This is a genomic window from Streptomyces sp. YIM 98790 (assembly GCF_011421595.1).
Classification (GTDB): domain Bacteria; phylum Actinomycetota; class Actinomycetes; order Streptomycetales; family Streptomycetaceae; genus Streptomyces.
In genome coordinates this window covers 1-21,624 of sequence record NZ_WTLH01000106.1, presented here as the reverse complement: position 1 = coordinate 21,624, position 21,624 = coordinate 1, and the positions used below count along the sequence as shown (strand labels likewise).

At 69.4% G+C, this 21,624-nt stretch carries 11 protein-coding genes; 6 read left to right on the top strand and 5 right to left on the bottom strand.

The window, feature by feature from the left end; all coding sequences use genetic code 11:
- The first annotated feature begins 213 nt into the window (after positions 1-213).
- Complete coding sequence (locus GQS09_RS17795; RefSeq protein WP_313896198.1) at positions 214-687, top strand: endonuclease domain-containing protein; 474 nt, start codon at positions 214-216, stop codon at positions 685-687.
- Positions 688-1,386: 699 nt separating this feature from the next.
- A complete protein-coding gene (locus GQS09_RS31015) occupies positions 1,387-1,884 on the top strand; it encodes a hypothetical protein (RefSeq protein WP_399552550.1) in 498 nt (165 codons plus the stop codon).
- Between the two features lie 771 nt (positions 1,885-2,655).
- Here GQS09_RS31015 and GQS09_RS17785 read toward each other — a convergent pair.
- A complete protein-coding gene (locus tag GQS09_RS17785) occupies positions 2,656-8,082 on the bottom strand; it encodes a sacsin N-terminal ATP-binding-like domain-containing protein (protein WP_165987390.1) in 5,427 nt (1,808 codons plus the stop codon).
- A gap of 231 nt (positions 8,083-8,313) precedes the next feature.
- Positions 8,314-9,600 carry an ISL3 family transposase gene (locus tag GQS09_RS17780; protein WP_399552551.1) on the bottom strand — a complete coding sequence of 429 codons (1,287 nt, stop codon included), beginning with the start codon at positions 9,598-9,600 and terminating at the stop codon, positions 8,314-8,316.
- Between GQS09_RS17780 and GQS09_RS17775 the strand changes: the two genes are divergently transcribed.
- On the top strand, positions 9,599-10,816 hold the full coding sequence (locus tag GQS09_RS17775) for a site-specific integrase (protein WP_165987388.1): 1,218 nt from the start codon (positions 9,599-9,601) through the stop codon (positions 10,814-10,816). The two genes, GQS09_RS17780 and GQS09_RS17775, sit on opposite strands and share 2 nt — an antisense overlap.
- A gap of 909 nt (positions 10,817-11,725) precedes the next feature.
- On the opposite strand, the gene GQS09_RS30430 is transcribed toward GQS09_RS17775, so the two are convergent.
- Both GQS09_RS30430 and GQS09_RS17765 read right to left on the bottom strand, forming a co-directional pair.
- Positions 11,726-16,837: an RHS repeat domain-containing protein gene (locus GQS09_RS30430; protein ID WP_165987385.1), complete on the bottom strand. Its 5,112-nt coding sequence runs from the start codon at positions 16,835-16,837 to the stop codon at positions 11,726-11,728.
- A gap of 459 nt (positions 16,838-17,296) precedes the next feature.
- Positions 17,297-17,707: a hypothetical protein gene (locus GQS09_RS17765; protein WP_165987383.1), complete on the bottom strand. Its 411-nt coding sequence runs from the start codon at positions 17,705-17,707 to the stop codon at positions 17,297-17,299.
- A gap of 774 nt (positions 17,708-18,481) precedes the next feature.
- Here GQS09_RS17765 and GQS09_RS17760 point away from each other — a divergent pair.
- The 3 genes from GQS09_RS17760 (at position 18,482) to GQS09_RS17750 (ending at position 20,999) form a co-directional block, all read left to right on the top strand.
- Positions 18,482-19,132, top strand: coding sequence for an antibiotic biosynthesis monooxygenase (locus GQS09_RS17760; RefSeq protein ID WP_165987381.1), 651 nt, complete (start codon positions 18,482-18,484; stop codon positions 19,130-19,132).
- Between the two features lie 105 nt (positions 19,133-19,237).
- Complete coding sequence (locus GQS09_RS17755) at positions 19,238-19,954, top strand: spermidine synthase (RefSeq protein WP_165987379.1); 717 nt, start codon at positions 19,238-19,240, stop codon at positions 19,952-19,954.
- A gap of 160 nt (positions 19,955-20,114) precedes the next feature.
- Positions 20,115-20,999 carry an undecaprenyl-diphosphate phosphatase gene (locus GQS09_RS17750; protein ID WP_165987377.1) on the top strand — a complete coding sequence of 295 codons (885 nt, stop codon included), beginning with the start codon at positions 20,115-20,117 and terminating at the stop codon, positions 20,997-20,999.
- A 15-nt stretch (positions 21,000-21,014) separates the two neighbouring features.
- Here the strand turns inward: GQS09_RS17750 and GQS09_RS17745 are convergent.
- Positions 21,015-21,624, bottom strand: a 610-nt coding sequence (locus GQS09_RS17745) for an MFS transporter (RefSeq protein WP_165987375.1), incomplete at its 5' end; no start/stop codon positions are given.

Sequence of the window (21,624 nt, the reverse complement as noted above, 5' to 3'; positions counted from 1 at the left end):
CGAGGCGGCCCGTCGCGACATCACCCGATATATCGAACACTGGTACAATCACAGACGACTTCACTCGGCCATCGGCTATCGACCTCCACGCGAGGCGCACGCCGACCACCAGCGCCTCCAACTCGCCTCATGAAATAACCCGGTTACATCCCTGTCCGGAAAACGCGAGACCCCTCAGAGACCTTCCTGGCATACAAGCGACACAAGGATGGCGTGGCGTACAGCTCGCTGCGCCGCACCCATCGCGCCGATGAGTATCTGTGTTGCCTGTGCTGTGCGAGCCGGGCATCCGTCTGGGACCACTGCCACGAGCACGGCTACGTCAGGGGCCCAGTCTGCGCGAGCTGCAACACCTTCGAGGGCAAGGGCGTGGACTTTCTCCGTCGGTATGGCAGCGTCCAGCACCTGCTCGAATGCCGGGGATGCCGGGAGACGGGCACCTTGCCGAACCGCTTCCATGTTGATGTCGTCCTCGGTCACCTTGGAGACGTGGAGCGGCACGGCCGCTGCCGGTACCGGCCGCACGCCTACCGCAGCGAGTACTTCCACGGCGTGCACCGCATCACCTTGTACTGCCCTGCCCACGCCGCGACGCCGAGCTGGACGAAGGACGTGACCGTAGCCGAGGCCGCCGACCTCGTCCGCGCTTTCGTGAAGAGCGTTCTGTCCAGCGCATCGATCGGCTGACGGCCGTCACGGACCGGGCATACCCTTGCTCGAATCGCCGTCCGCAACAGCTCGCAAAACAAGGCGAAGCCAATCCTGTTGACCCGGACGTGGCGGGTAGAGGCTGAGCATTCACAGCCGTCGCAGCCTCACTCGCCGGTCTGGTCATGCGGCAAGGGGGCTTCGGGGCGTGGCTACCCGCGCAGGTCCCGCCAGAGGTGCCAAGGGTACCGCCGCGCCTCTTGCCGGCCCGAGTTCGTGCGGGTCGGAGGGACGCGGCGGCACCTTGCGGAGCTGGCTCAGATGCCGCGGACGAGACCAGCCGGACTTGCGACCTGCCTTGATGGCCCCTCCGCGTTGGCCAGGGCAAATGTTCTTTAAGCTCTTTCAGGTCCATGCCGGTTGATGCAGCCGAAGTCCCAGAGAAGTCCCGGACGACTCCCACACCGGGCCGCCATACTTTCGGCTCAATGCACGAGCATTGTCTCGATGTGCGGAGCCTGACGCCTGCCCGGTGCGACGAATCACGCCGCTATGCTTCTGTTCGTGCTGTTGCCAGGGGGCGTCGGCGGCAGGACCGAGTCAGCCAATCGATCCGCAGCACGTCGACGCTCGGCGACTCCGCCTCTGCGTCGACGAACACCTCAATGGTGACCGAGGACGCCAACACCAGGGTGGTGGGCGGAGGAACTCGCCGCCGTCGGATCACCTTGACTGCCCATGCGCCGAGCTTTACCAGCCCGGTGGCGGCCAAGGCGCCGAGGCATTCGACGCTGGCCGAGGTCAGAAACTCTGTCACTGGAATCCGCCGCCCTGGGCTGGGGTCCACATACCGGTGGGTCCGTCGGTGCGCTGTCCGTCGCGGCGGCGGAATTCGTCGACGGCGCGGCGGACAGCGCGGCGCACTCGTTGGCCGTCCTTTTCGGGATGCTCACTGCCGGTCAGCGCGGCGGCGTCGGCCCATGTTGCCACACCACTGTGGCCGCGGGCGATAAAGACAGCCCGGTCGGCAGGGTTCAGCGCGGCCAGGATGGCGGCCAGGCGGCGGTCGCCGGGTACCTGGTCGAGCACCGGGTCGTCGGGCAGGGACCGGTCTGCGAGCAGGTCTCGCAGCGTGGCGCCGTTGCAGACGGGCGTCTCCAGGGGGAGAACCCTGTTCTTGCCGGGGCGCCGCTTCCACAGCGGCACCAACTGGGCGTGAAGCGTCCGGGCCTCTGAGCGCAGGTGGCCGAGCGCGGGCCAGCCGAGACCAGTGCCGTCGTACAGCGGGACGATCCAGTCGCCGAGCAGCGCGGAGGAAAGCGCCTCAGTCCAGCGGTCACTGCGGTTCAGACCCAACGCGATCCGGCCGAACATAGCCAGGTCGGGGCTCCCCCCGGTACGAATCGCCTCCGTACGGGCGGCGATGGCGGCCCGGAGCTGACTGATTCGGTGGTCGGGCCACTCCGGCGTCATGAGGGGCAGCCACCGGCTCAGGCCCACGCCTCCGACAAAGTTGTTCACCTGGTAGTTCTCTCGGCCCTTGGGAGTGCTGACAGTGAACATTTCTCGGCCGTCCCGCAGATGCAAGCGGCCCGACGTCGGGTCAGCCGCAGGGGAGAGAAAGGGGTGCTGGCCGTACGAGCTGTTGGGGGGCAAGGGGCGCGAGCCGATCATCAGGTGTCCTCCGTGGCAGTAGGTTCACCCTCTGGGCGCGGGACAGCCGGGAAGCGGCACAATATTCTGCCGATCCGATTGTGATGTGCATCACGCTTCCATGCTGCTGCATACCTCTCCGCGATGGCTCCGGGTCTGCGGCGAGCAGCAGCCGACACCGAACCGCAGCGCGGCGGTGATGCCCCTTCAGCTGCCAGGCCCGTGTTTTGTCGATTGCTGGTGATCTCCGCACGCGTCAACTTCCCCACCACCGACCGTGATCAACTATCCAGACCCGGACGTCTAACTGCCAACCTGCCCGCGCTTGTTGAACTCTCGCGCTGGAGTTGGATATCAAGGCCACAGCAGGTAGGAGAAGCGCAGTGCCCCGCCCTCCTCTCGGTAGCGGCCCCGGCCGCGCTTTGCGTAGGGGTTGGGGAGCATCTGGATGGCCACCTTGTGCGGGGTGAGGGCGTGGGTGACCACCAGGAGGCGCCAGCGGTCGTTGCCCGCGTGCTGGCGGGCTGCGCGCACCTCGCTTTCTCCCAGTTCGAAGCGGCCGCCTTCGCCTGCGGTCGCCTTCACCTCGTACAGGTAGGGCCGACTGCCGGAGCCGACCCGGAAGTCGAAGCCGAGGCCGTCGTCGCCGGACGGGCCGGGGAAGGCCTTGTGGCGGTTGCCCGACACCCAGCTGGTCTCATCCATGCGATCCGGGTAGCGCGCACACAGCCACTGGTACGCGTACCACTCACCCACGTACCCGATGGCCTCCCGCTGGGCTGTGGTCAGCTTGCTGTCCGTGCCGCCCCCGTACCGCCGCCCGCGTGTGCGACCGGTGGCCGGGGTGTGCCCGGTGCGGGGACGGGGGTCGGTGAAGCGGAGCGGTCCGGCGGCGGTGATGCCCGGCGCCGAGCCGCTCTGCAGGACCCGCTCGAGTTCGCGGGTGAGGGCGGTGAAGTCGCCTGAGCACACGTCGAAGTCGCGGCCGCCGACGGAGACCGAGCGCCGTTTGCGGTCCCGTTCGCGGCGCTCGTGTTCCGCCGCGTTGCGCACCCGGTCCAGGTCGGCCTTGGACAGCCCGTGCCGTTCGGGATCCGTCGCCACCGCCATCCCGTCGGGCCACTGGCCGAGGGCCGCCAGCCAGCCGACGACGTCGGTGGGGGACAGGGGCCGGAAGTCCAGCGCGCCTGCGGCCTCCAGCCGCGCGGTGACCTCCTCGACGGGCTCGGCTCCGGCCAGGGCCGCGGGCACTGGGTGTCCTGCCGCCCTGACTAGGACCGCGAGGTCAGCGGCCTGGCCGGTGATCGTACGGAGGTTCGCGCCGCGTACCTGGTCGAGGGTGGGCAGGCGTTCGCCCGACCGGGGCAACGGCACCGGGCGGCCCAGGCGCAGCGCCAGCTGCTCCTCCACGTGGTTCTCCAGGATCTCCGTGTCGGCCGTGTCCACGGTGTACTCCCATGCCTCCGGCGCGGTGATCCAGTCCAGGGCCCGGACCGAGGGCCAGTCGGGTATCGGACGACGCGCGTCGAAATCCTCCAGCACTGCCCAGCGCAGCTGGTTGACAAGCTCCTTCCTGCGCAGGTCGAGGTAGGTGCGGAGTGCCTCCTCGTGTTCGGCGGCGTGGCTGACCGGCTCCAGGGGCGGGCTCATCGCGCGCAGGGTGTCGTTCAGCTCGGCGAATCCGATGCCCAGGTCACGCCGCAGTTCGTCCGTACCGCGGGCCGCGCGGGCCCTGGCGATGAACTCGGATACGGGGACCGGGAGCTCGGCGGCGTACTCCTGGAGGCGAGCCTGGAGCTCCCCGGTGTCGCCCGGCGGCGGCAGGAAAAGCGAGTTCGCCGCCTCCGTGCCGAGCAGGTGGACGAGGAAGGGCCGGCAGCGCTCCAGGACCACGCCGATGGCCCCGTCGATCCGGCGGCTCGTCTCCTCGATCTGGTGGACCGTGACTTCCAGGGCTTCGGCGAGCTCCTCCTGGCCCGGGTCGCGCAGGTCGGCGTGGACGGAGGCGAGCTGGTGGGCGGCGAGGCGCAGCCGGTCGCCGAGCTGCCGCCGTCCGAGCAGTTCGGCGACTGCCACCACGATGCGGGTGGTCTCGGGCCAGCCCGGTTCGCCTGCCGGGGCGAGGACGAGGGGATGCTTCGTGTCGGGCAGCGGCAGCACCCCGCCGAGGCGGCCCGGCAACGTTACGGGCCGTCCGTCGAGTTCGATGTTCCAGGAGCGGTAGCGGTGCAGACGTACGCTCCGGACCAGGGACGTCAGCTCGCTCAGCTCGGCCTCGCTCACCCGCGGGCCGCGCGCCAGGTGGTCGCAGAGGACGCCCACGGCCAGCGGAAGCCAGGGCAGCTGCTGGACCAGCGGCTCTCCCATGGCCGCGGGGTCCACCCGTGCGCCGTCCACGGCCACCGTGAACATCAGGTCGTCGGTGTGCCGGACCCTGGCGGGGTATTCGGCCGCCAGCAGTTCGGCGGCCTCCTTCGAGACACCGGGAAGGGTGAGCAGGGGGCGCGCCATCTCCCGTACCAGCAGGGCCGTCAGGCCCTCGCGTTCACCGCTGACGTAGAGCACGTTCCCGCCATCACCGTCGCCATCGCTCTTCCCGCCGTCCGTGGCGGTCAGCGGTACGCTGATCAGCCGGTCCGCGGACTCAGCGAGCAGACTGGCACCCACGGGCAGTGCGGGACGGGGCCGCCCTACGAGGTGCCTCCAGGCGCGTTCGTTGGCGCGCTGCGCGGCGGGCCGATCCTCGGCCCCCAGCGCGCCCTCCGCCGCGAGCCGTCCCAGCGCGGCGATAAGGCGGTCGCTGTCCCGGGGGTCGTCCCAGGTCGGCAGCCCCATCTCCCGCAGGCGGTCGCCCGCCTTCCCGCGTTCTAGGAGGTGGCGCAGCCGATGGTCGACGGTCGGCGCGTACGAGGGCTCCTCCTCCAGTCCGGGCGGACAGTGCCAGGCGTCGGCCGGCCGGACGAACCGGACAGCCCGGTCGCGGCCCCTCACCGGGACCCACGGCTGCTCCCGGACGAAGGCGCCCAGCGGGGTCGGGACCCGTTCCCTGTCCGGGTAACTCTGGCTACCGGCACTGGTCCAGACGCTGCTGAACCTCGTGTCGTCCCAGCCGGCCAGGCCGTGCAGGACGAGCCGTGCGTACGCCAGCCGGGCCTCCTTGCCGAGGCGTCCGACGACGTCCTGGCCGGGGAGCAGCCAGGCGGGGGTCCCCCGGTACGGCGTCCGGGGGTAGTAGACGCCGGGCCAGTGGACGTACGGCTCCCACTGCTCGCGCACCTCGGCAGACACCTTCGCCATGCGGACCAGCTGCCCAGCGGTGAGCTTCCGGCCTTGGTCTACCCGGCTCAAGGCGTCGGAGGAACTGACCGGGACCAGCCCGTCGGCCACCCCGGCCTCCATCAGGAACGCCCGCCACTCCTCAGATGTCTCGCCCCGCTTGGCGAACTCCTTGGGCCCGGCGAGGAGGCGGCCGGCGATCACCTTGAGGCTTTTCGACACGTCCTGCCCGGCGGCGACCACCGCCGCAAGGTCCTCACCAACGGACGAGCGGTTCCAGCCCCGGCCGAAGACGGCGCCGCTCGCCCTGATCAGCGGGCCGTCCGCCGACGGTACGTACAGTCCGAACGAAGAGATCTCCGTCCCGCCCAGCGAACGCCGCGGCTGCCACAGCCGGAAGACGAACCGCAGCGCCTGGAGCCGCAGCCGGAGATCGGTGCTCGCGCTGAGTGCCTGCCGTACGTGGTCCAGCAGGCCCCTCGTGTCGTACGGCCGGACGAGCCCCTCCTGCTCGAGGAAGGCGCGGGCGGCCCGCCCGCCAGTACGCTCGCCGCGGTCCTTCCAGACCAGCCCCGGGTGCAGGGAGAACAACCGCTTGCCGAGCAGGGCAGGGACGGATGGGGCCTGGGGCAGGTTCGACTCCGTACGCACCGGCTGGAAGAACGCCTCGCGGTGGGCACCCTGACCGCTCGGCTTGCCCTGTGTACGTGAGCCCGTACCCGCCCTGTCGAGTGGACGGTTGGTGTGCCGCAGCGTGCAGTCCTCCGCGAGCAGCAACCGCCTGCCGTGCAGTACGTGCCCGTCGTCCTCGAAGAGCGCAGCCAGATCCTCGTACAGCGCGCTCCACTGCTCGGGAGGCTCACCGGACCGGGGGAGGGGAAGGCCCTCGACGATCTGTTCCACGTACTCGGCGAGGATCTCCGGGCCCGGCTCCCACGGGCACGCAAGGGCCTTACACAGGGTGGCCAGCCGTTTCAGCCGGTCGCCGCCGATCTGGGGGTCCGCCACCACGATCCCGGCCTCGTGCGCGCGGTGTGCCGTGAGGACGGTCAGGTCCAGGTCCGGCCACAGGACCGCGCCCCGGGGCGGGGCCCAGCCCGCCTCTGGCGGGGCACCGTCCGCAGTGAGGACCGGCACGAGCGGTACGTCAGCGAGTTCGCTCCCGTGCACGCGCAGAGCCGCCGTGCGGAGCCGCCCCGCCGAGCCCTTCTCACTGTCCCAGCTCACCAGGTCCACGGCCAGCTGCCGCAGGCAGGGCTCGGGCAGGGTTCGCAGTACCGCGGCGGCCGCCAGACAGGTCTCGGCGACCGCGTCGAGCAGCAGGACGTTGAGGGGGTTGTCGGAGGGAAACCCGGTGCGGTCGAGCTTGGTGAAGAACGGGGCGTTCACGTGCCCCGGGAACGGTGCGGTCTGGTCCTCGGCCATCGGCAGGAAGGTGTAGATCTGCCCGCGTCGCGGTCGGCGCTGGGCCGGCAGCGGGAGCGCGACCTCCACGACGGCGGACCGCTTCCACTCCTGCCAGGTGTCGTCGAGGAGCCCGGAACCCACGGCCGTGGCCAGCGTGCTGTTCAGCCGCTCTTTCTCCACGGTGCCCCGCGCTACGAGAAAGGTGCCGGACGGTCCCAGGTCAACGGTCGCGCAGGAGACGGGCAGCCTGTGCGCGGTGCCGTCCTGCGCCACCGCGAAGCACTCCTCGGAGCGGGTCAGCTCGTGCCGCTCGAGCTGCTCTTGGCGGTCGTCCAATTCGCCCGCCTTGTCACCGGCGGCCCACCGTTCCAGCGTCAGGCAAGCGAGCCGGTCGAGGAACAGCATCACGGGTACCTTCGCCCCCGCGAGCTCCCTCATCCGCAGCCGGACCTCTGCTTGGGCAGCCTCGCTCAGCAAGGGCAGCCGGACGACGGTTACGTACCCCTGGGCGGCGAGCTGCCGACAGGTGGCGGGCACATCGTCCAACGGCAGGGGGGCCTGAAGCGGCGGATACGTAGCGGCCACCTCACGGGCGTTGTCCTCACCGGCGAGGAACTCCTCAACGTCGGCCGCCTGCGCGAAGCGAAAGCAGTACCCGTCCAATTCCGGGCCGAGCGGGCTGTCGGGGTCTGCGCTGTAGATCTCGGGCGCGTCGCAGATCAGCAGGATGCTGCGGAACCCGACACCCTTGTTCCCGATGCCCTCGCCGACCTCCTTCGAGCTCTGCGCGAGCTCGCAGACCCGCTCAACGTCCCGCCATGTGAAGGGCGTGCCGCCGTTGGCGACGTACAACGTCCCCCACTCGCCCTCCGCCTCATCCAGCAGCACGTGGACCCGTCCGTCGCGGCGGTCCCTCGGATGCGCGTCGTAGCCGTTCTGCAGTAACTCGAAGAGCGAGCGGCCGGCGTATTCCCGTGCGCTCGTGTACGACACGGCGTTCACCTGCCGTGCCATGCGCAGGACTTGCTCCGACCGGACTCCCTCCAGCACGGACAGGCCGTACTCCTGCACCTGCTCGGCCCGGGCGTTCCTCGCCATGGTCCTCCCCTCACCTCGGCGTGAAGAGGACCGTATCCCGTCGCACTGACTTCGGAGGGCGCAAGGAACCACAGCGTACAGCGCGGCTCGGACCTGAGCTTGACGTTTCGTCCATCGTCGAAAAGAGCTCGAACTTGTTCAGAATTTCTCCGATTCACGGCGTGTCCGTGAGGCCGGGGGTCTTAAAATGAGTGGCTCTGGCCCGTAGCCGGTGGTGACGCCGGGGGTCCGTCAGGGCAGGAGGATGCGGTGCCGGAGGAGGTCGAATTCGGCACGTCCGTGCATCTGCCGCATGATTCTCTTGGTGTGGGTGTTGACGCCTTCGGTGCGGCCGTTGTGGTAGGGCAAGGTGAGGCCGGCGTTCACGGCGGGCCGGTCCATTTCGAGCCCGTTGGTGAGACTGCGCAGGTGGGGCAGGGCGACGGCGCGGGCGGCCGTGATCCAATCGGTGAGTTTCGTGTCGTTGCCCTCGGCTGGTTTCAGCAGAGCGGCGAAATCGCGTATGAGGTCGGCGAGTGCGGTCATCTCCGGACAGGCCGCGGCGATCTTCTCCAACAGGGCCGTTTCCTTCGGGCGCAGGTTCTCGGGGTCGGTGAGCAGGAGGCGGCTGGCGTGGCGGGGGGTGGTGACGGGGCGGTCGCCTTCGGCGCGGCCCTGGTTGAGGTAGCGGACCAGCAGGTGTGCGCTGCCGGTGTAGCCCAGTTCCCGGATCTCTTCGAGGAGGTGGGTGACCGGGACGGCCGGTTCTTCGGCACGCCGTCGGCGCAGGTGCTCGTGGTAGGGGTCGACGAGGTTGGGCCGGTAGGCGGGAGCGATGCGCAGGGCCTGGGGTTCGGGCATGCGGGCATAGCGTTTGACGGTGTTCAGGGCCACGCCCAACCGGCGAGAGCAGTCGAGCAGGCCGATACCTTGGCCGAGGAGATCGTGGACCTTGTTCCAGCGCTCGCGAGTGGTCTGCTCACGTACTCCGCCGGGGCGAGGCGGGTTGATGGTGGCCCAGCAGCCGGCATGCGCGCGGACCTCGAGCTGGGCTTTGTCGCAGAGGTTGCGCCAGAGGTGCCATCTGTCGCTGACCTGCACCGCGTCGGGCAGGGCGCGGCGGACGGCCTCGGCGTAGGTGGCCGAGCCGTCCCGGCACACGACCTCGACACCGGGATGCTCGCGCAGCCAGGACTCCAGAGTGGCCATCTCTCGGTCGTGCAGGACCGCGATGCGTCGGCCGGTCTCGGCATCCGTGATGATCGTGGCGTAGCGGTGGCGGCGACGCAGGGCGAAATCGTCCGCGCCGATCACCCGCGGGACCGCCTGCTGCGGCAGCGGCAGGCGCCGCAGATGACGCAGCGTGGTGCTGCGGGAGACGGGCACGGCCAGCAGAACGGCCAGGCGTGCGGCGGACGGCGCGTCCGCTTCAGGGTCCGCCGTTTGTGCGGCTGTCGCAGCGGGTGACGCTCTACAGTCTCGCGGACGTGCGGCAGTGGCTGGCCGAGCACCGGATCGATCCGGGCCAGGCGGGCTGATGGGGCATGTGGAACGCCTCCCGGTGGCGGTTTCCCTCGCCTGCGATATCGAGCACCGGCCAGAGCGTGCTCTGCCGTACCGGGCCCGGGTGCGCTGGATGGATCCGCAGACCAGAAAGCGCAAATCGCTCTCGCAGTCGCACGCCACGCGGGAGGAGGCGCACACGTGGCTGGACACCCTCAGGGCGGCGGCGCTGCGCGGGGTCGGGCCCGCGGCGTATGCCCAGCCGTTGGCGGCCTATGGCGAGGCGAACATGACGCTGGCGCTGCGGGGCCTGGAGCCGAAGACCACCGACCCGTATCTGGCGGGCTGGCGGCTGCGGGTGGTGCCGTCCCTGGGGCATCTGCCGGTGACCGCGGTCAGCAACGGGGCGGTGGACCGCGCCCTGTACGGCTGGATCGCCGACGGGTGCAGCCGCTCGACGGTGAAGAACAGCCTGGCGGTGCTGGTGCGGGTGATGGAACAGGCCCGCCGGGACGGGCTGATCACCCACAATCCGGCCCGGGTCTCCGGCTGGCAGGCCGAGTACAACAAGGCCGAGGACGAACTCGACAACCCCCGTGCCCTCGCGCTGCCCGACTGGAAGGCGCTGACCGGCCTGGCCCAGGCGCTGGTCGCAGCTTCCCACGGCCACTACGCGGGCTGGGGCGAGGTGGTGATCTTCGCCGCCTGCACCGCCGCCCGTATCGGCGAGGTCTCCGGCGTGCGCGTCGGCGACATCGACACCGTCAACTGGATCTGGACCGTGCGCCGCCAGACCACCCCCTCACCGGGCGGGCTGGCGGACAAACGCACCAAGGGCAAGACCGCCCGCCGCGTCCCGCTGATCGAAGAAGTGCGCCCGCTGGTCGCCGCACGCCTGCTGGCCGCCGGCCCGGACAGGCAGGCGCGGCTGTTCACCGGACCGCGCGGCGGGCGCATCACCACCGCGGTCCTGCGCGACGCCACGCACTGGGACGAGGTCGTCGTCCGCCTGGGATATGAGCACCTGCGCCGCCATGATCTGCGGCACACCGGTCTGACGTGGATGGCGGACGCCGGGGTTCCGCTGCATGTGCTGCGGCTGATCGCCGGCCACGGCTCCCTGGCCACCACCCAGCGCTATCTCCACCCCGACCTGCGCTCCCTCACCGAAGCCGGCCGCTCCCTGAGCACCCACCTGACATCGGGCCGTGTACCGCCCCCGACCCCGGGCACCGCCCGGCGGAGGTTGTAGTCATCCCACAAACCGCACCGGGAGCAGGTAGTTGCGGTTCAGTAGGGGAGGGGCTGTGACCAGGGTGTTTCTCCCGCTGCTGGTGCTTGTTTGGTCCCCCGGTGGTCCCCAGGGCTGTGGGAGGCAGGAGCGGGGAGTGGCGGGGAGGCGAACGACGAGAGGCGCCCTGAGCTGGGAAGATTCCCTCCTCAGAGCGCCTCTCGGNTGAGCTGGGAAGATTCCCTCCTCAGAGCGCCTCTCGGCAGTGTCGGGACGGCGGGATTTGAACCCACGACCCCTTGACCCCCAGCCGCACGCCAACTCGCCTGCTGTGCCGAAACTCACGCTCACGGCCGGGGAGAAAACTGCCACCGGCCACGGGAATCCAGCGGTGTCGGTACCCGTTGATGTCAACCACTGATGTCAGGGTTGCTGGCGCCTGCCGTCAGGCAGGTACCACCCGAAGCACCCTTCCAGTTTGGTTCTCGTCGAGTGCCGGGAGACTGATGTCTGCGGGCTGGGGATGGTTGCTGCGGCGATGTATGCGCCTGCGTGTGAGTTGGTGGCGACGGCAGCCACCCCGACTCAAGGTAGGCATTCGGGAACCGGCCTCGTCGGTAGCCGTGCCGTGCTTCCGATGTCACCGGTCTAAATGACACGTTTAGGACAGGTTGTCCAAGCTCGGGAGGCCTTCGAGTGCTTCCGGATCGTCCAGTGACCGAACAGGAAATCGCTCAGGCGCTAGTACTCGCGATACGCGAATCCCGTTGGAGCAGTGCGCACACCAGAGAACCAAGAAGCTGACGCGAGTCGATGGATCGCCGACGTATCTCCTTTGTAGCTCGGTAAAACCGCAGACTGGGCACGGTGTTTCTGTCGACCCATGGTCCGGGAGGCGAGCCAGTACCTTTAGCCATACGTCTCGGCTGTTCAACGACCGATCCCCCTTCGAAAGAATTCCCAGAACGAGTCCTCAATCGCGTATGCCGCCTTCTCGAATGCTCGTTCCTGTTCCCAGGACTTCGCGGGTCCGTAAAGGCCAAGTTGCATCACGTGCATGCGTTCATGTCCTAGGGTGCGAACGAGATCCTCTGTGCTCCTGAACGCGTCAGGATACAAGGTGACCGTCCCGTCCGGCGCCGTATGCCCATAGAGGTTCTTACCTATGAGCTCTGGGTCCCGGTTGATCTTGAATCGTACACCTTCCAGCCCCACTCCGGCCTCGGCCGCCAGGTCCTTGACCGCGCGGCGTTGCATGGGAACTGCTAGCCCTTCAAACGGCCCGGTGTTGGCGAGTCGGCGGAAGAGGTACCGTCCGGCGTCGTCAGCGGCAGAGCTACCCCTGAGGCCGCGCACCCAACGTAGAAAGGCGCCGCTGACGTTCCCCGCGGCGCGTGATGCACCGGAAGATGCTCCCGATCCAGGCACGAACATGCTGGCGAGGCCACCGGCGATGAAGGCGGGGTTGCACGGGTCGCCGGGGTACTGGTCGGGGAAGAGCAGCTCGGGGGCGCCCAGAAGCAATCCGTCCACGAAACCGTGGTAGCCCTGGAACAGATAGCCCTCTGCTTGGTCGAAAGTCGCCCCCAGGCCAGCGACCAATCTGTTATTTGTGCTGCGCCTGCGCGCCTCCTCGGCACAGTTCGAGTTGGGGCCGAAGTTCAGGGTGAATGCGTCCTTGGTTTGAGCTATAAAGCTGCACATGCCGCTGGGGTCGGTGCGGCTGGTGGGCATGTTTTCGACATAGGCGTAGGGCTGGGTGTGGGGGGTGCCGGGGGGTGGGGTGTAGGGGTCGGTGCTGGTGAAGCGGCCGAGGTCGGGGCGGTAGTTGCGGGCGTTGAGGTAGAGGCCGGCGGCTGTGGTGGTGGGTTCGGTGTAGGCGCCGGTGTAGGTGAAGGGGTTGGCGGGGGCTGTGGCGGCGGGCTGGGTGTGGGTGGGGGTTCCGTAGGCGGTGTAGCTGTAGTGGTGCTGGGGTGTGCCGGTGGCGTCGGTGGTGTCGGCGACGGAGCCGAGCCAGTCCAGGTGGTACTGCTGGTAGCCGGCTGTGGTGTGGCGCTGGGTCTGGATCTGGTCTGCGGGGTTGTAGGTGTAGGTGGCGGTCAGGGCGCCGTTGCCGTTGTATTCGGCCAGGGTCTGGGGCAGGGGGTGGAAGGTGTCCCAGACGGTGCGGCGCTGGGGCTGGCCATCGAGGGCTGCGGCGGTGCGGTTACCGTCGGCGTCGTAGCCGTAGGTGAAGGTGCCCTCCGGTGTGGTCGCGCTGGCGAGGCGGCCGGGGGCGTCCCAGGTGAAGGTGTGGGTGCCGTCGGAGGTGAGGTTGCCGTCCGCGTCATGGGTGAAGGGCGTGATGGTGGAGCCGGTGACGGTCTGGGTGAGCTGGTCGGCCGCGTCGTAGGCGTAGGTGGTGGTCGCTGCGCCGGTGGTGGCGGTCAGGCGGTTGCCAGCCTGGTCGTAGGTGTAGCCGGTAGTGCTGGAGCTGCCGGCAGGGCAGGTGGCGGCGGTTGGGGCGGTGGTGCACTCCTGGGTGAGGCGGCCGGTTTCGTCGTAGGTGAAGAGCTGGCGGGCGGCGGTGCCGGAGCGCAGGGTGTCGATCAGGAGGGGCTGGCCGTTGGCGTCGCGGGTGAGGGTCCAGGAGGACAGGGTGGTGCCGGCTTTGGCGGTGGTGACGGAGGACAGGTAGCCGGCGGGGTCGTAGGCGCGGGTCTCGGTGTGGCCGTTGCCGGTGGGGCTGGTGACGGTGGTGAGGTTCCCGGCAGGGTCGTAGGCGTAGGCGGTGGTGTGGGTGGACGCGATGGTCTGGGAGATCATCCGTCCGTCGTCGTTGTAGGTGTAGCGGGTGGTCTGGTTGCTGGGGGTGCGTATGGAGGCGATGTTGCCGTCGGCGTCGTAGGTGTAGGCGATGCTGCCCTGGCCGGTGGGGAGGGTGACGGTGCGGGGGCGGCCCTCGCCGTCCCGGTTGCCGTAGCTGCGGGTGCCGGTGCCGTCGGTGATCTGGGTGACCTGGCCGGCGCCGTTGTAGGTGAGGGTGACATCGGGGGTGGTGTCGGAGTAGTCGGTCTGGAGGAGCTGGCCGAGGGGGTCGAGGGTGTAGGTGGTGGTCTGCCCGCGGGCGTTGATGGTCTCGATGGGGTTGCCGTCGAGGTCGTAGGCCATCTCGCGGGTGCGGCCCAGTGGGTCGGTGATGGAGGTGGTGCGCCCGGCCGGGTCGTAGGTGTAGGTGGTGGTGTGGTTGTTGGCGTCGGTGCGGGTGGCCAGGTTGCCGGCGGTGTCGTAGGTGTAGGCGGTGGTGCCGCCCCCGGGGTCGGTGACCGACTCGATGCGGCCCAGGGCGTCGTAGGTGTAGTCGGTGGACTCTCCCAGACCGTCGGTGCGCGAGATGACCAGCCCCCGGCCGTCGTGGGCGGTGCTGGTGGTGGTGCCCACGGGGTCGGTGACCGAGGTGAGCAGTCCGGCCGGGTCGTAGTCGTAGGTCCAGGTGAAGTCGGCCGGGTCGGCGCCGGTGTCGTTGCCGCGCGGATCGGTGACGGTGACCAGCTGTCCGTCCGCGTCGTGGGTATAGGTGGTCAGTGCGCCGGTCGGGGACTGCAGGGATGCCTGGTTGCCGTCCGCGTCCCAGGTGAGGTACCAGTTCTTGCTTCGCCGGTCGTTGAGGCGGATCAGCTGTCCGGCGGTGTCGTAGTACAGGGTCTCGGTGCGGTTGTTGCCGTCCGTGGTGGACTTCAGCAGCCCGCCCTTGTCGTAGGTGGTTTTGCGGACCGTGCCGACGGGGTCGGTGACGGTGAGGGTCCGCCCGTCGTGGTCGAAGGTGTAGGCGGTGGTGTGCCCGAGCGGGTCGGTGACGGTGACCGGCTGGGAGACCGCGTCGTAGCCGATGGTCCAGGTGAAGTCCGCCGGATCCGCACCTGGCGCGTTGCCGCGGGCGGTGGTCTGGGTGATCTGCCGGCCGGCAGCGTCGTAGGTGTAGGAGACGGTGCCGCCGTCCGGGGCGGTGACCGAGGCCAGATTTCCCGCGCTGTCGTAGGCGTAGGAGGTGGTCCGCCCGCCCGGCTCGGTCATCTGCGACAGGCGGCCGGGCACGTCGTAGGCATAGGTGGTGACGCGGCCGGCGGCATCCGTGAACGTTTCCGGGCTGCCGTAGTCGTCGTAGCTGAAGGACTCGGTGCCACCACCGGGCAGGGTCTGGGAGGTGATCCGGTCGGCGTCGTCGTAGGTGAACGAGGTGGTGTACGGCAGGGGATCGGATGCGGCGTGTCCGCGCGGGTCGGTGATGGTCAGCAGCCGGCCGGCCGCGTCGTAGGTGCGTTCCTCCCGCGCTCCGCTCGGGCTGATGACCGCCGTGCGGTTGCCGTAGGCGTCGTACTCGTAGGTGGTGGTGTGGCCGCGGGGGCTGGTGACCGTCTCCACCAGCCCATCGGGGGTGTAGGTGAAGGTGGTGCGGTTGCCGAGTTCGTCCTCGGAGGCGGAAAGCAGTCCGTCTGCGGTGTACTCGAAGGTCGTCTCGCGGCCGGCTCCGTCCTCCGCCGCCGTCAGATTGCCGACGGCGTCGTAGTCCAAGGAGGTGCCGGTGGCTTCCGTGTCCTGCTCGATCACCCGGCCGGCGGCGTCGTACTCGTAGGTGGTCCTGCGCAGCAGCGGGTCGACCACACCCACCAGCCGGCGCTGCTGGTCGTACTGGTAGTCGGTGATGTTGCCGAAGGGGTCGATCCGGGAGAACAGCAGCCCGGCCACGTGCACATCGGTCCACACCCCGCCCTCCGGGGTGGTGGCATGGGTGAACTGCGCCGGGCCGTCCTCTTCATAGACGAACGAGGTGACAGACCCATCGGCCGCGGTCTGATGGCTCACCCGTCCCTGGCTGTCGTAGGCCTGCTGCAGAAGCTGGTGGCTGTCCGGCCCGGCGATACCGGTCATCCGGCCGTTGAGGTCGTAGCTGTAGGTGGTGGTGGCGCCGTCCGGCCCGGTGACAGTGGTGAGCAGATCACCGGTGTACCCGTACTCGATGAACCTGCCGTCCGGCAGGGTGGACCGCGTCAGGCGCTCCCCGGTGTAGCTGAAGGCGTACTCCCGGCCGAACGGGTCAGTCACGGAAACCGGCCGGTCCGACAGCGCGCCGCCGTAGGCGACGGTGGTGGTCCGGCCGCCAGGCATGGTGATGGAGGACAGCCGGCCGGACTGGTCGTAGTCAAGCGTCCGCAAGTCGGGGGTCACCAGGCGGTACCCCTCAGCGGTGGTCGTCAGCGTGGACCTGACCCCCTTCGGCGGGGTGTAAGCGCCACCGCTGCCCGGAGCGTAGGTGATCCGTCCACCGCATTCCTCGTGCAGCACCACCCCGCCACCCGGCAAAGCCTCCAGACTGGTCTCCCACGGCATGAACCAACCCGGCCCCAGCAGCCCCGCACCGTCCCCGGCATCCATCACCGACAACTGCGGAGCAAGCATCGGCCCGGCGGAATACCGACCCGAACCATAGGTGCCCCCCAGCGGCACACTCCTGCCAGGAGCATCCGAAGAGAAGAAGCTACTGGTGAACTCACCGCTGGCCGAAAACACCCCGCTTCCGTAAGAACCGCGCGGCTGCGCCACACCTCCGGTGCTGCCGCAGCCCGGCTGACTCACCGCTGACTCCGCCTCGACCAGGTCAAAGATCAGGATGGCCGCAAGGTGGGGAGCCGGATCGTAGTCGTACTCATCCCCGCCATCACCCACCATGTGCAGGATGGGCCGCACGTGCACAAACTTCGACAGCCCGCTGTAGCATGACGCGTCCGGGATCTCTAACACCGCGCTGACAAGGACGGCAGCCGCATCGCCGCCCCGCACGCTGGCGTAGTCGGGAGCGTAGACCACCTGGTCGAAGTCGTGGGTGACCGTGTTGGCCGAGGAACCGCAGGGCTCCACCTCCCAGGTGACTCGCACCGGGTGATAGTTCGCCGGCTGGTTGAACGCCGCGTTGTCCTGATTGGCGACGCTGACGATGAACTCCACCTGCATGCCCGCAGCAGCGGTACCACGCCAGATGTCCAGGAACCCCGGATAGCCGTCCACCGCGCCGACGCCACCCCAAGGTGTGGACGACCACGCACCCCCGGAAGACGGCGCAACCGTCTCAACCGCCAAGGACACGGCATCGCCTGCGGCTGCATCCCGGGGTGCCGGTTCCACCGAGTCCTCGAAGGGTGCCACCCGCCCTTCGCTCCAGGACCGCACCTGCTCCCGCCGCTCGGCCAGCGACATCGCCTCCTGCGGAGGAGCCGTCTTAGGCCCGAGGGACGGATTATCGCCGGCTCCATTGGTTGAAGCGACCGCGGCCGGCAGCACCCCCATCCACCCGGAACCGGCAAGAATCGCCAACACCACCGAGACCACAAGCAGCCGCACACGCACAACCGCAGCACCGGACACGCCCCAACCCCCACATCAGTCACGGATCGACGAACCAGTCGTGCAATACCAGACCGTAGGCGGCCACCAGACAAGCAGTCACCAGGGCGAAAACAAGACATGTCACCAGATGCGGCATGCGGTCAAGTGGGTGTTGTCCCCTTGTTGTGAGTGCCGCTGCAGATGCCGGTGCGGGCGGCCGCGAGGAGGCCCGTGAGGTTCGACGGTTCGATACGCGGCTTCGTACAGGATGGCGATTCCTTCCTGCATCAGCTGCTCACCGTCGCTGAGGAGCGAGTAGTAGAGGTCGAGGAAGTCCTCATACAGATGAGCGGAAGAAACCGCATGAAGGGCGGCGGCGCTGGGCCAGGTGATAGGCCCGTGGCCGGCGGTTGCCGCCCACTCTGAACGCAACCGCGACGAGCGCACCCTCATCCCCAGGGCGCGGGCTCGGGCCCGCACCCCGGCCATGGCCGGGGTGTCGCGGCCGAACATCTGGAAGACGTACAGCGGCAGGCCGGGCCTGCTGATCATCCAGGGAGTTGAGGAAGCGGCGGATGCTCTTGTGACCGCCCAGGTAGCCGCGGGCGGCGATCTCGTCGCGCTATTGCAGCCCTCGGCCCACCGTGCGGCCAGGTATGCCTTGAAACGAGTGAGTTCGTTGCGGCGGCGGGACAGGGGTTGGAGCAGCTCCTCGGTGCTGGTGTTTCGATGACGAGTGAGGTCGACAGGAGCCCAAGAGAAGTGCCATGACCTGCAGAGTCATCACGAGAGGGCCGGGATGCGGCGTAGGAACTCGGGAATGAGCAACGGCTCCGGAGGCATCCTCGATACCAGACAAATTCCCAGGTCACAGCACTCTGGCGCGGCCCGTCAGGCCGACTCCGTCAGAAATACGTCACAGCCGGAGGAGGCCCTCCCGAAGTGCTTTGACCAGGACAAGCGGCTCGGAAACAATCTTCCCTCTGCCCCATGGCAGCTATGCGGACCGGAGGAGGGGAGGGGCCGAAGCCAGGCTGTTCAGCGCCGCACATGCCGGAGCCGAGGAGATCACAGCCGAACGATCGACCGCGAGCGCCTGTAGGACATGGTCGAGTGCTGTGGCCAGGGCGGTGCCGGGCACGGCGCCGGCCGCCCGGGCGGGGACGCCTCTCGGAAACGCATGGGGAAGCGAGTGATCAGTATGCGGTGGTGCTCCCGAGGTGGCGGAGGCCAAATGCGGTTGCGCAGGTGCCCGGGTGCCTGATCGTCTGCTGGTGCCCGGTGGTCGCCCGCCGGGCGTCGGACCGTGGGAAGCAGGGAGGGACGATGGGCTGGTTCACGCCGCTGCCGTTGCCTCGGGCGGTGCCTGAGGGAGTGGGGGCGCTGGTGCTCGACTCGGTGTTTGCCGCGGGTCCCGGGCGGCAGCGGGAGCTTGCGGAGGCGTGTGCGGGTGAGTGGGAGGCGCTGGGCCGGCCGACCGGGCTGGTGGGCCGGCGGTGTCTGGTGAGCACCGATGGCGAGACGGTTCTGCGGTGTGGACTGTGGGCGGGCCCGGAAGCGTACCGGGCGCATGCCGCCTCCAGGTCCGGCGGGAGGGATGGTGGTGCGTCGGTGTGCTTCATCCCATACCGCCATCTGGTGGGTCCGGTGGTGCCGGATGAGGTGCGCTGTGTGGTGACGGCGTCGTTCGATGTGGACGGCGCGGAGCGGCAGCGGTACTTCGTGGATTCCCTGATCGCTGCGTTGCCGGGGGATGCGGTGGCGGAGGGGGCGGGGGCGGCGCATTTCCTGCTGTCCGCGGATGGGTCGCGGGTGGTGCTGTATACCGAGTGGGCGGATGAAGGGGCGCATGCGCGGGCGGCGGAGCGTGGGGCCCATGACGCGGTGCACGAGATCTTCTCCGGTACTCCGGGGGTCCGTGCGCTGGGTGGCCGGCGCTACTGGCTGCACTCGCTGTGGGACCGTCCGGCCCGCTGATCCGCCCGTTGTCTGTGCGACGGTGTGATAGGAGTTGCCCACCGGCGGCGTGTGGTGGACGGTGCGCGGGCCGGGTCCGGTGGTACAGGGATGAGGGCGGCTGTCGTGGGCGTGCGTTTCGCGGAACTGGACTGGCAGCGCACGGCGATGGGGGAGATCAGTCTGCGCCGCCGTATCGAGCCGGTCACCGGGGAACCGGTGCATGAGGTGAAGCTGGGCGACGAGTTCCTGATGTCGGATCTGTTCACCGCCGGGGAGGAGGAGCTGGCGCGGCTGGGCCTGGCGGCGGCGGGTGGCCCGCTGGATGTGGTGGTGGGTGGTCTGGGCCTGGGGCACACGGCGGCGACGGCGCTTGCGGAGTCCCGGGTGGCGTCGCTGCTGGTGGTGGAGGCGCTGGGGCCGGTGATCTCCTGGCACGAGGGGGGCCTGGTACCGCTGGGCGGGCGGCTGGCCGGCGATGCGCGCTGCCGCCTGGTACACGGGGACTTCTTCGCCATGGCCGCCGGTGACGGGTTCGACCCGGATTGGCCCCGGCGGCGGTTCGACGCGGTGCTGCTGGACATCGACCACTCCCCGGACCATGTGCTGCGCGCGGAGAACGCCGCGTTCTACACCCCGGAGGGACTGCGGTCGCTCTCCCGGCATCTGCGGCCGGGCGGGATCTTCGCACTGTGGTCCGACGACCCGCCCAGCGCGTCGTTCGGCGCCGTCCTCGCGCAGGTGTTCACCGACATCGCCGCGCGGGTGGTGACCTTCCCCAACCCGTTGCGCGGCGGCACCGCGAGCAACACCGTCTACCTGGCCCGCCACGGGGAGGGCTGACCCCCGCAGGCTGGCCGGGACTGGGGGAGGGCACTGTGTGGCCAGCCCTCCATCCCGCCGGGCCGAAGGGCCGGGGAGCCTTGTCCCGGCTCCCGGCTCCGGGCCCGGCATTTCCTTTCCTTGACAGTGACTCTCTTTGACAGACCGGCGGTTTGAGACCATGTCGTGGTTCGAAGCCCTCGTCCTGGGGCTCGTCCAGGGGCTGACCGAGTTCCTGCCCGTCTCCTCCAGCGCCCATCTGCGGCTCACGGCCCTGGCCGCGGGGTGGGAGGACCCGGGCGCCGCGTTCACCGCGGTCACCCAGCTCGGCACCGAACTGGGGATCTTGATCTACTTCCGCCGGGACATCTGGAACATCGTCTCGGCCTGGGCCCGCTCCCTGGTCAGCCGCCGGGCACGCGGCGAACTCAGCGCCCGCCTGGGCTGGCTGGTCATCCTCGGCTCCCTCCCCATCGGGGTGCTGGGCGTGATGTTCAAAGACGCCATCGAAGGCCCGTTCCGGGACCTGCGGCTGATCGCGGCCAGCTTCATCGTGTTGGGCATAGCACTGGGCATCGCCGACCGGATCGCCGCCCAGGCCGAGGACGGCGGCCGGCACCGCGCGGGCAGGCCGCGCAAGCAGATCGAGCAACTCGGCGTACGCGACGGGGTGATCTTCGGGCTCTGGCAGGCGCTGGCGCTGATCCCGGGCATGTCCCGCTCGGGGGTGACCATGACCGGCGGCCTGTACCTGGGCTACTCGCGTGCCGCGGCGGCGCGCTACTCCTTCCTGCTGGCGATCCCGGCGGTGTTGGCGTCCGGGCTGTACGAGGTCGGCTCGATCGGGGGCGCGGAGGCCGCGCATGTCCGCTGGCCGCAGACCGTCTTCGCCACCGCGGTCTCGTTCGTCGTCGGCTACGCGGTGATCGCCTGGTTCATGAAGTGGATCTCCACCCGCACCTTCGCCCCCTTCGTGTGGTATCGCATCCTCGCCGGCCTCGCGATCCTGGCGCTGGTGTGGAGCGGGGCGGTGGAGCCGATGGAGGGCGCCGGCTGGGGCGGCTGAGCCCCGCCGTGGCGCTCAGAGCCCAGTGTCCGCGGGGGCGGGCCGGGGGTTGCCGGTGCCGGCCGGGCCGGGCTCGGTGTCCTCTTCGGGCGGGTTCTTCAATCTCAGCAATGCCAGGAGGATGAGGGCGGTGCCGGCGGTGGCGGCCAGCGCCCCGGTGGTGAGGGAGGTGGCGTCGACGAGGGGGCCGAAGAGCAGGGGGGAGGTGAACTGACCGCCGAAGAGGGCGGTGGCCTGGAGGGAGGCTGCGGTGGCGCGGCGCCCGGGCGGGGCGGCGTGGTCCATCAGCACGGTGAGGGTGGGCATGGCGATGCCGCTGCCGAGTCCGGTGAGGGCCGGGACGAGGATCAGTGCGGCGGGGTGGGCGGCGGTGGCGAAGACGAGCATGGCGGCGGTCCAGCAGGCTGCCGAGATGCGCATGAGGGCGGCGTAGCCCAGGCGGGCGCGCAGCCGGGCGTAGAGCAGTCCGGCCAGGCTTGCGGTGGCGGAGGAGAGCACGACCCCGTAGAGGGCGACGGCGAGGGTGTTGGTGATGCCCAGTTCGTCCAGGCGGCGGGGGAGGAACAGGCCCAGGACCATCATCAGCACGGCGATGGCGACCCACAGCCCGCACATCCCGGCCAGC

Bases quoted from the DNA above. Each gene is read 5' to 3' on its own strand.
- GQS09_RS17775 (WP_165987388.1), top strand. From the start codon at position 9,599: ATGGGGCATGTGGAACGCCTCCCGGTGGCGGTTTCCCTCGCCTGCGAT.
- GQS09_RS17750 (WP_165987377.1), top strand. From the start codon at position 20,115: ATGTCGTGGTTCGAAGCCCTCGTCCTGGGGCTCGTCCAGGGGCTGACC.
- GQS09_RS17765 (WP_165987383.1), bottom strand. From the start codon at position 17,707: ATGATCAGCAGGCCCGGCCTGCCGCTGTACGTCTTCCAGATGTTCGGC.
- GQS09_RS17785 (WP_165987390.1), bottom strand. From the start codon at position 8,082: ATGGCGAGGAACGCCCGGGCCGAGCAGGTGCAGGAGTACGGCCTGTCC.
- GQS09_RS17760 (WP_165987381.1), top strand. From the start codon at position 18,482: ATGGGCTGGTTCACGCCGCTGCCGTTGCCTCGGGCGGTGCCTGAGGGA.
- GQS09_RS31015 (WP_399552550.1), top strand. From the start codon at position 1,387: ATGCGCCGAGCTTTACCAGCCCGGTGGCGGCCAAGGCGCCGAGGCATT.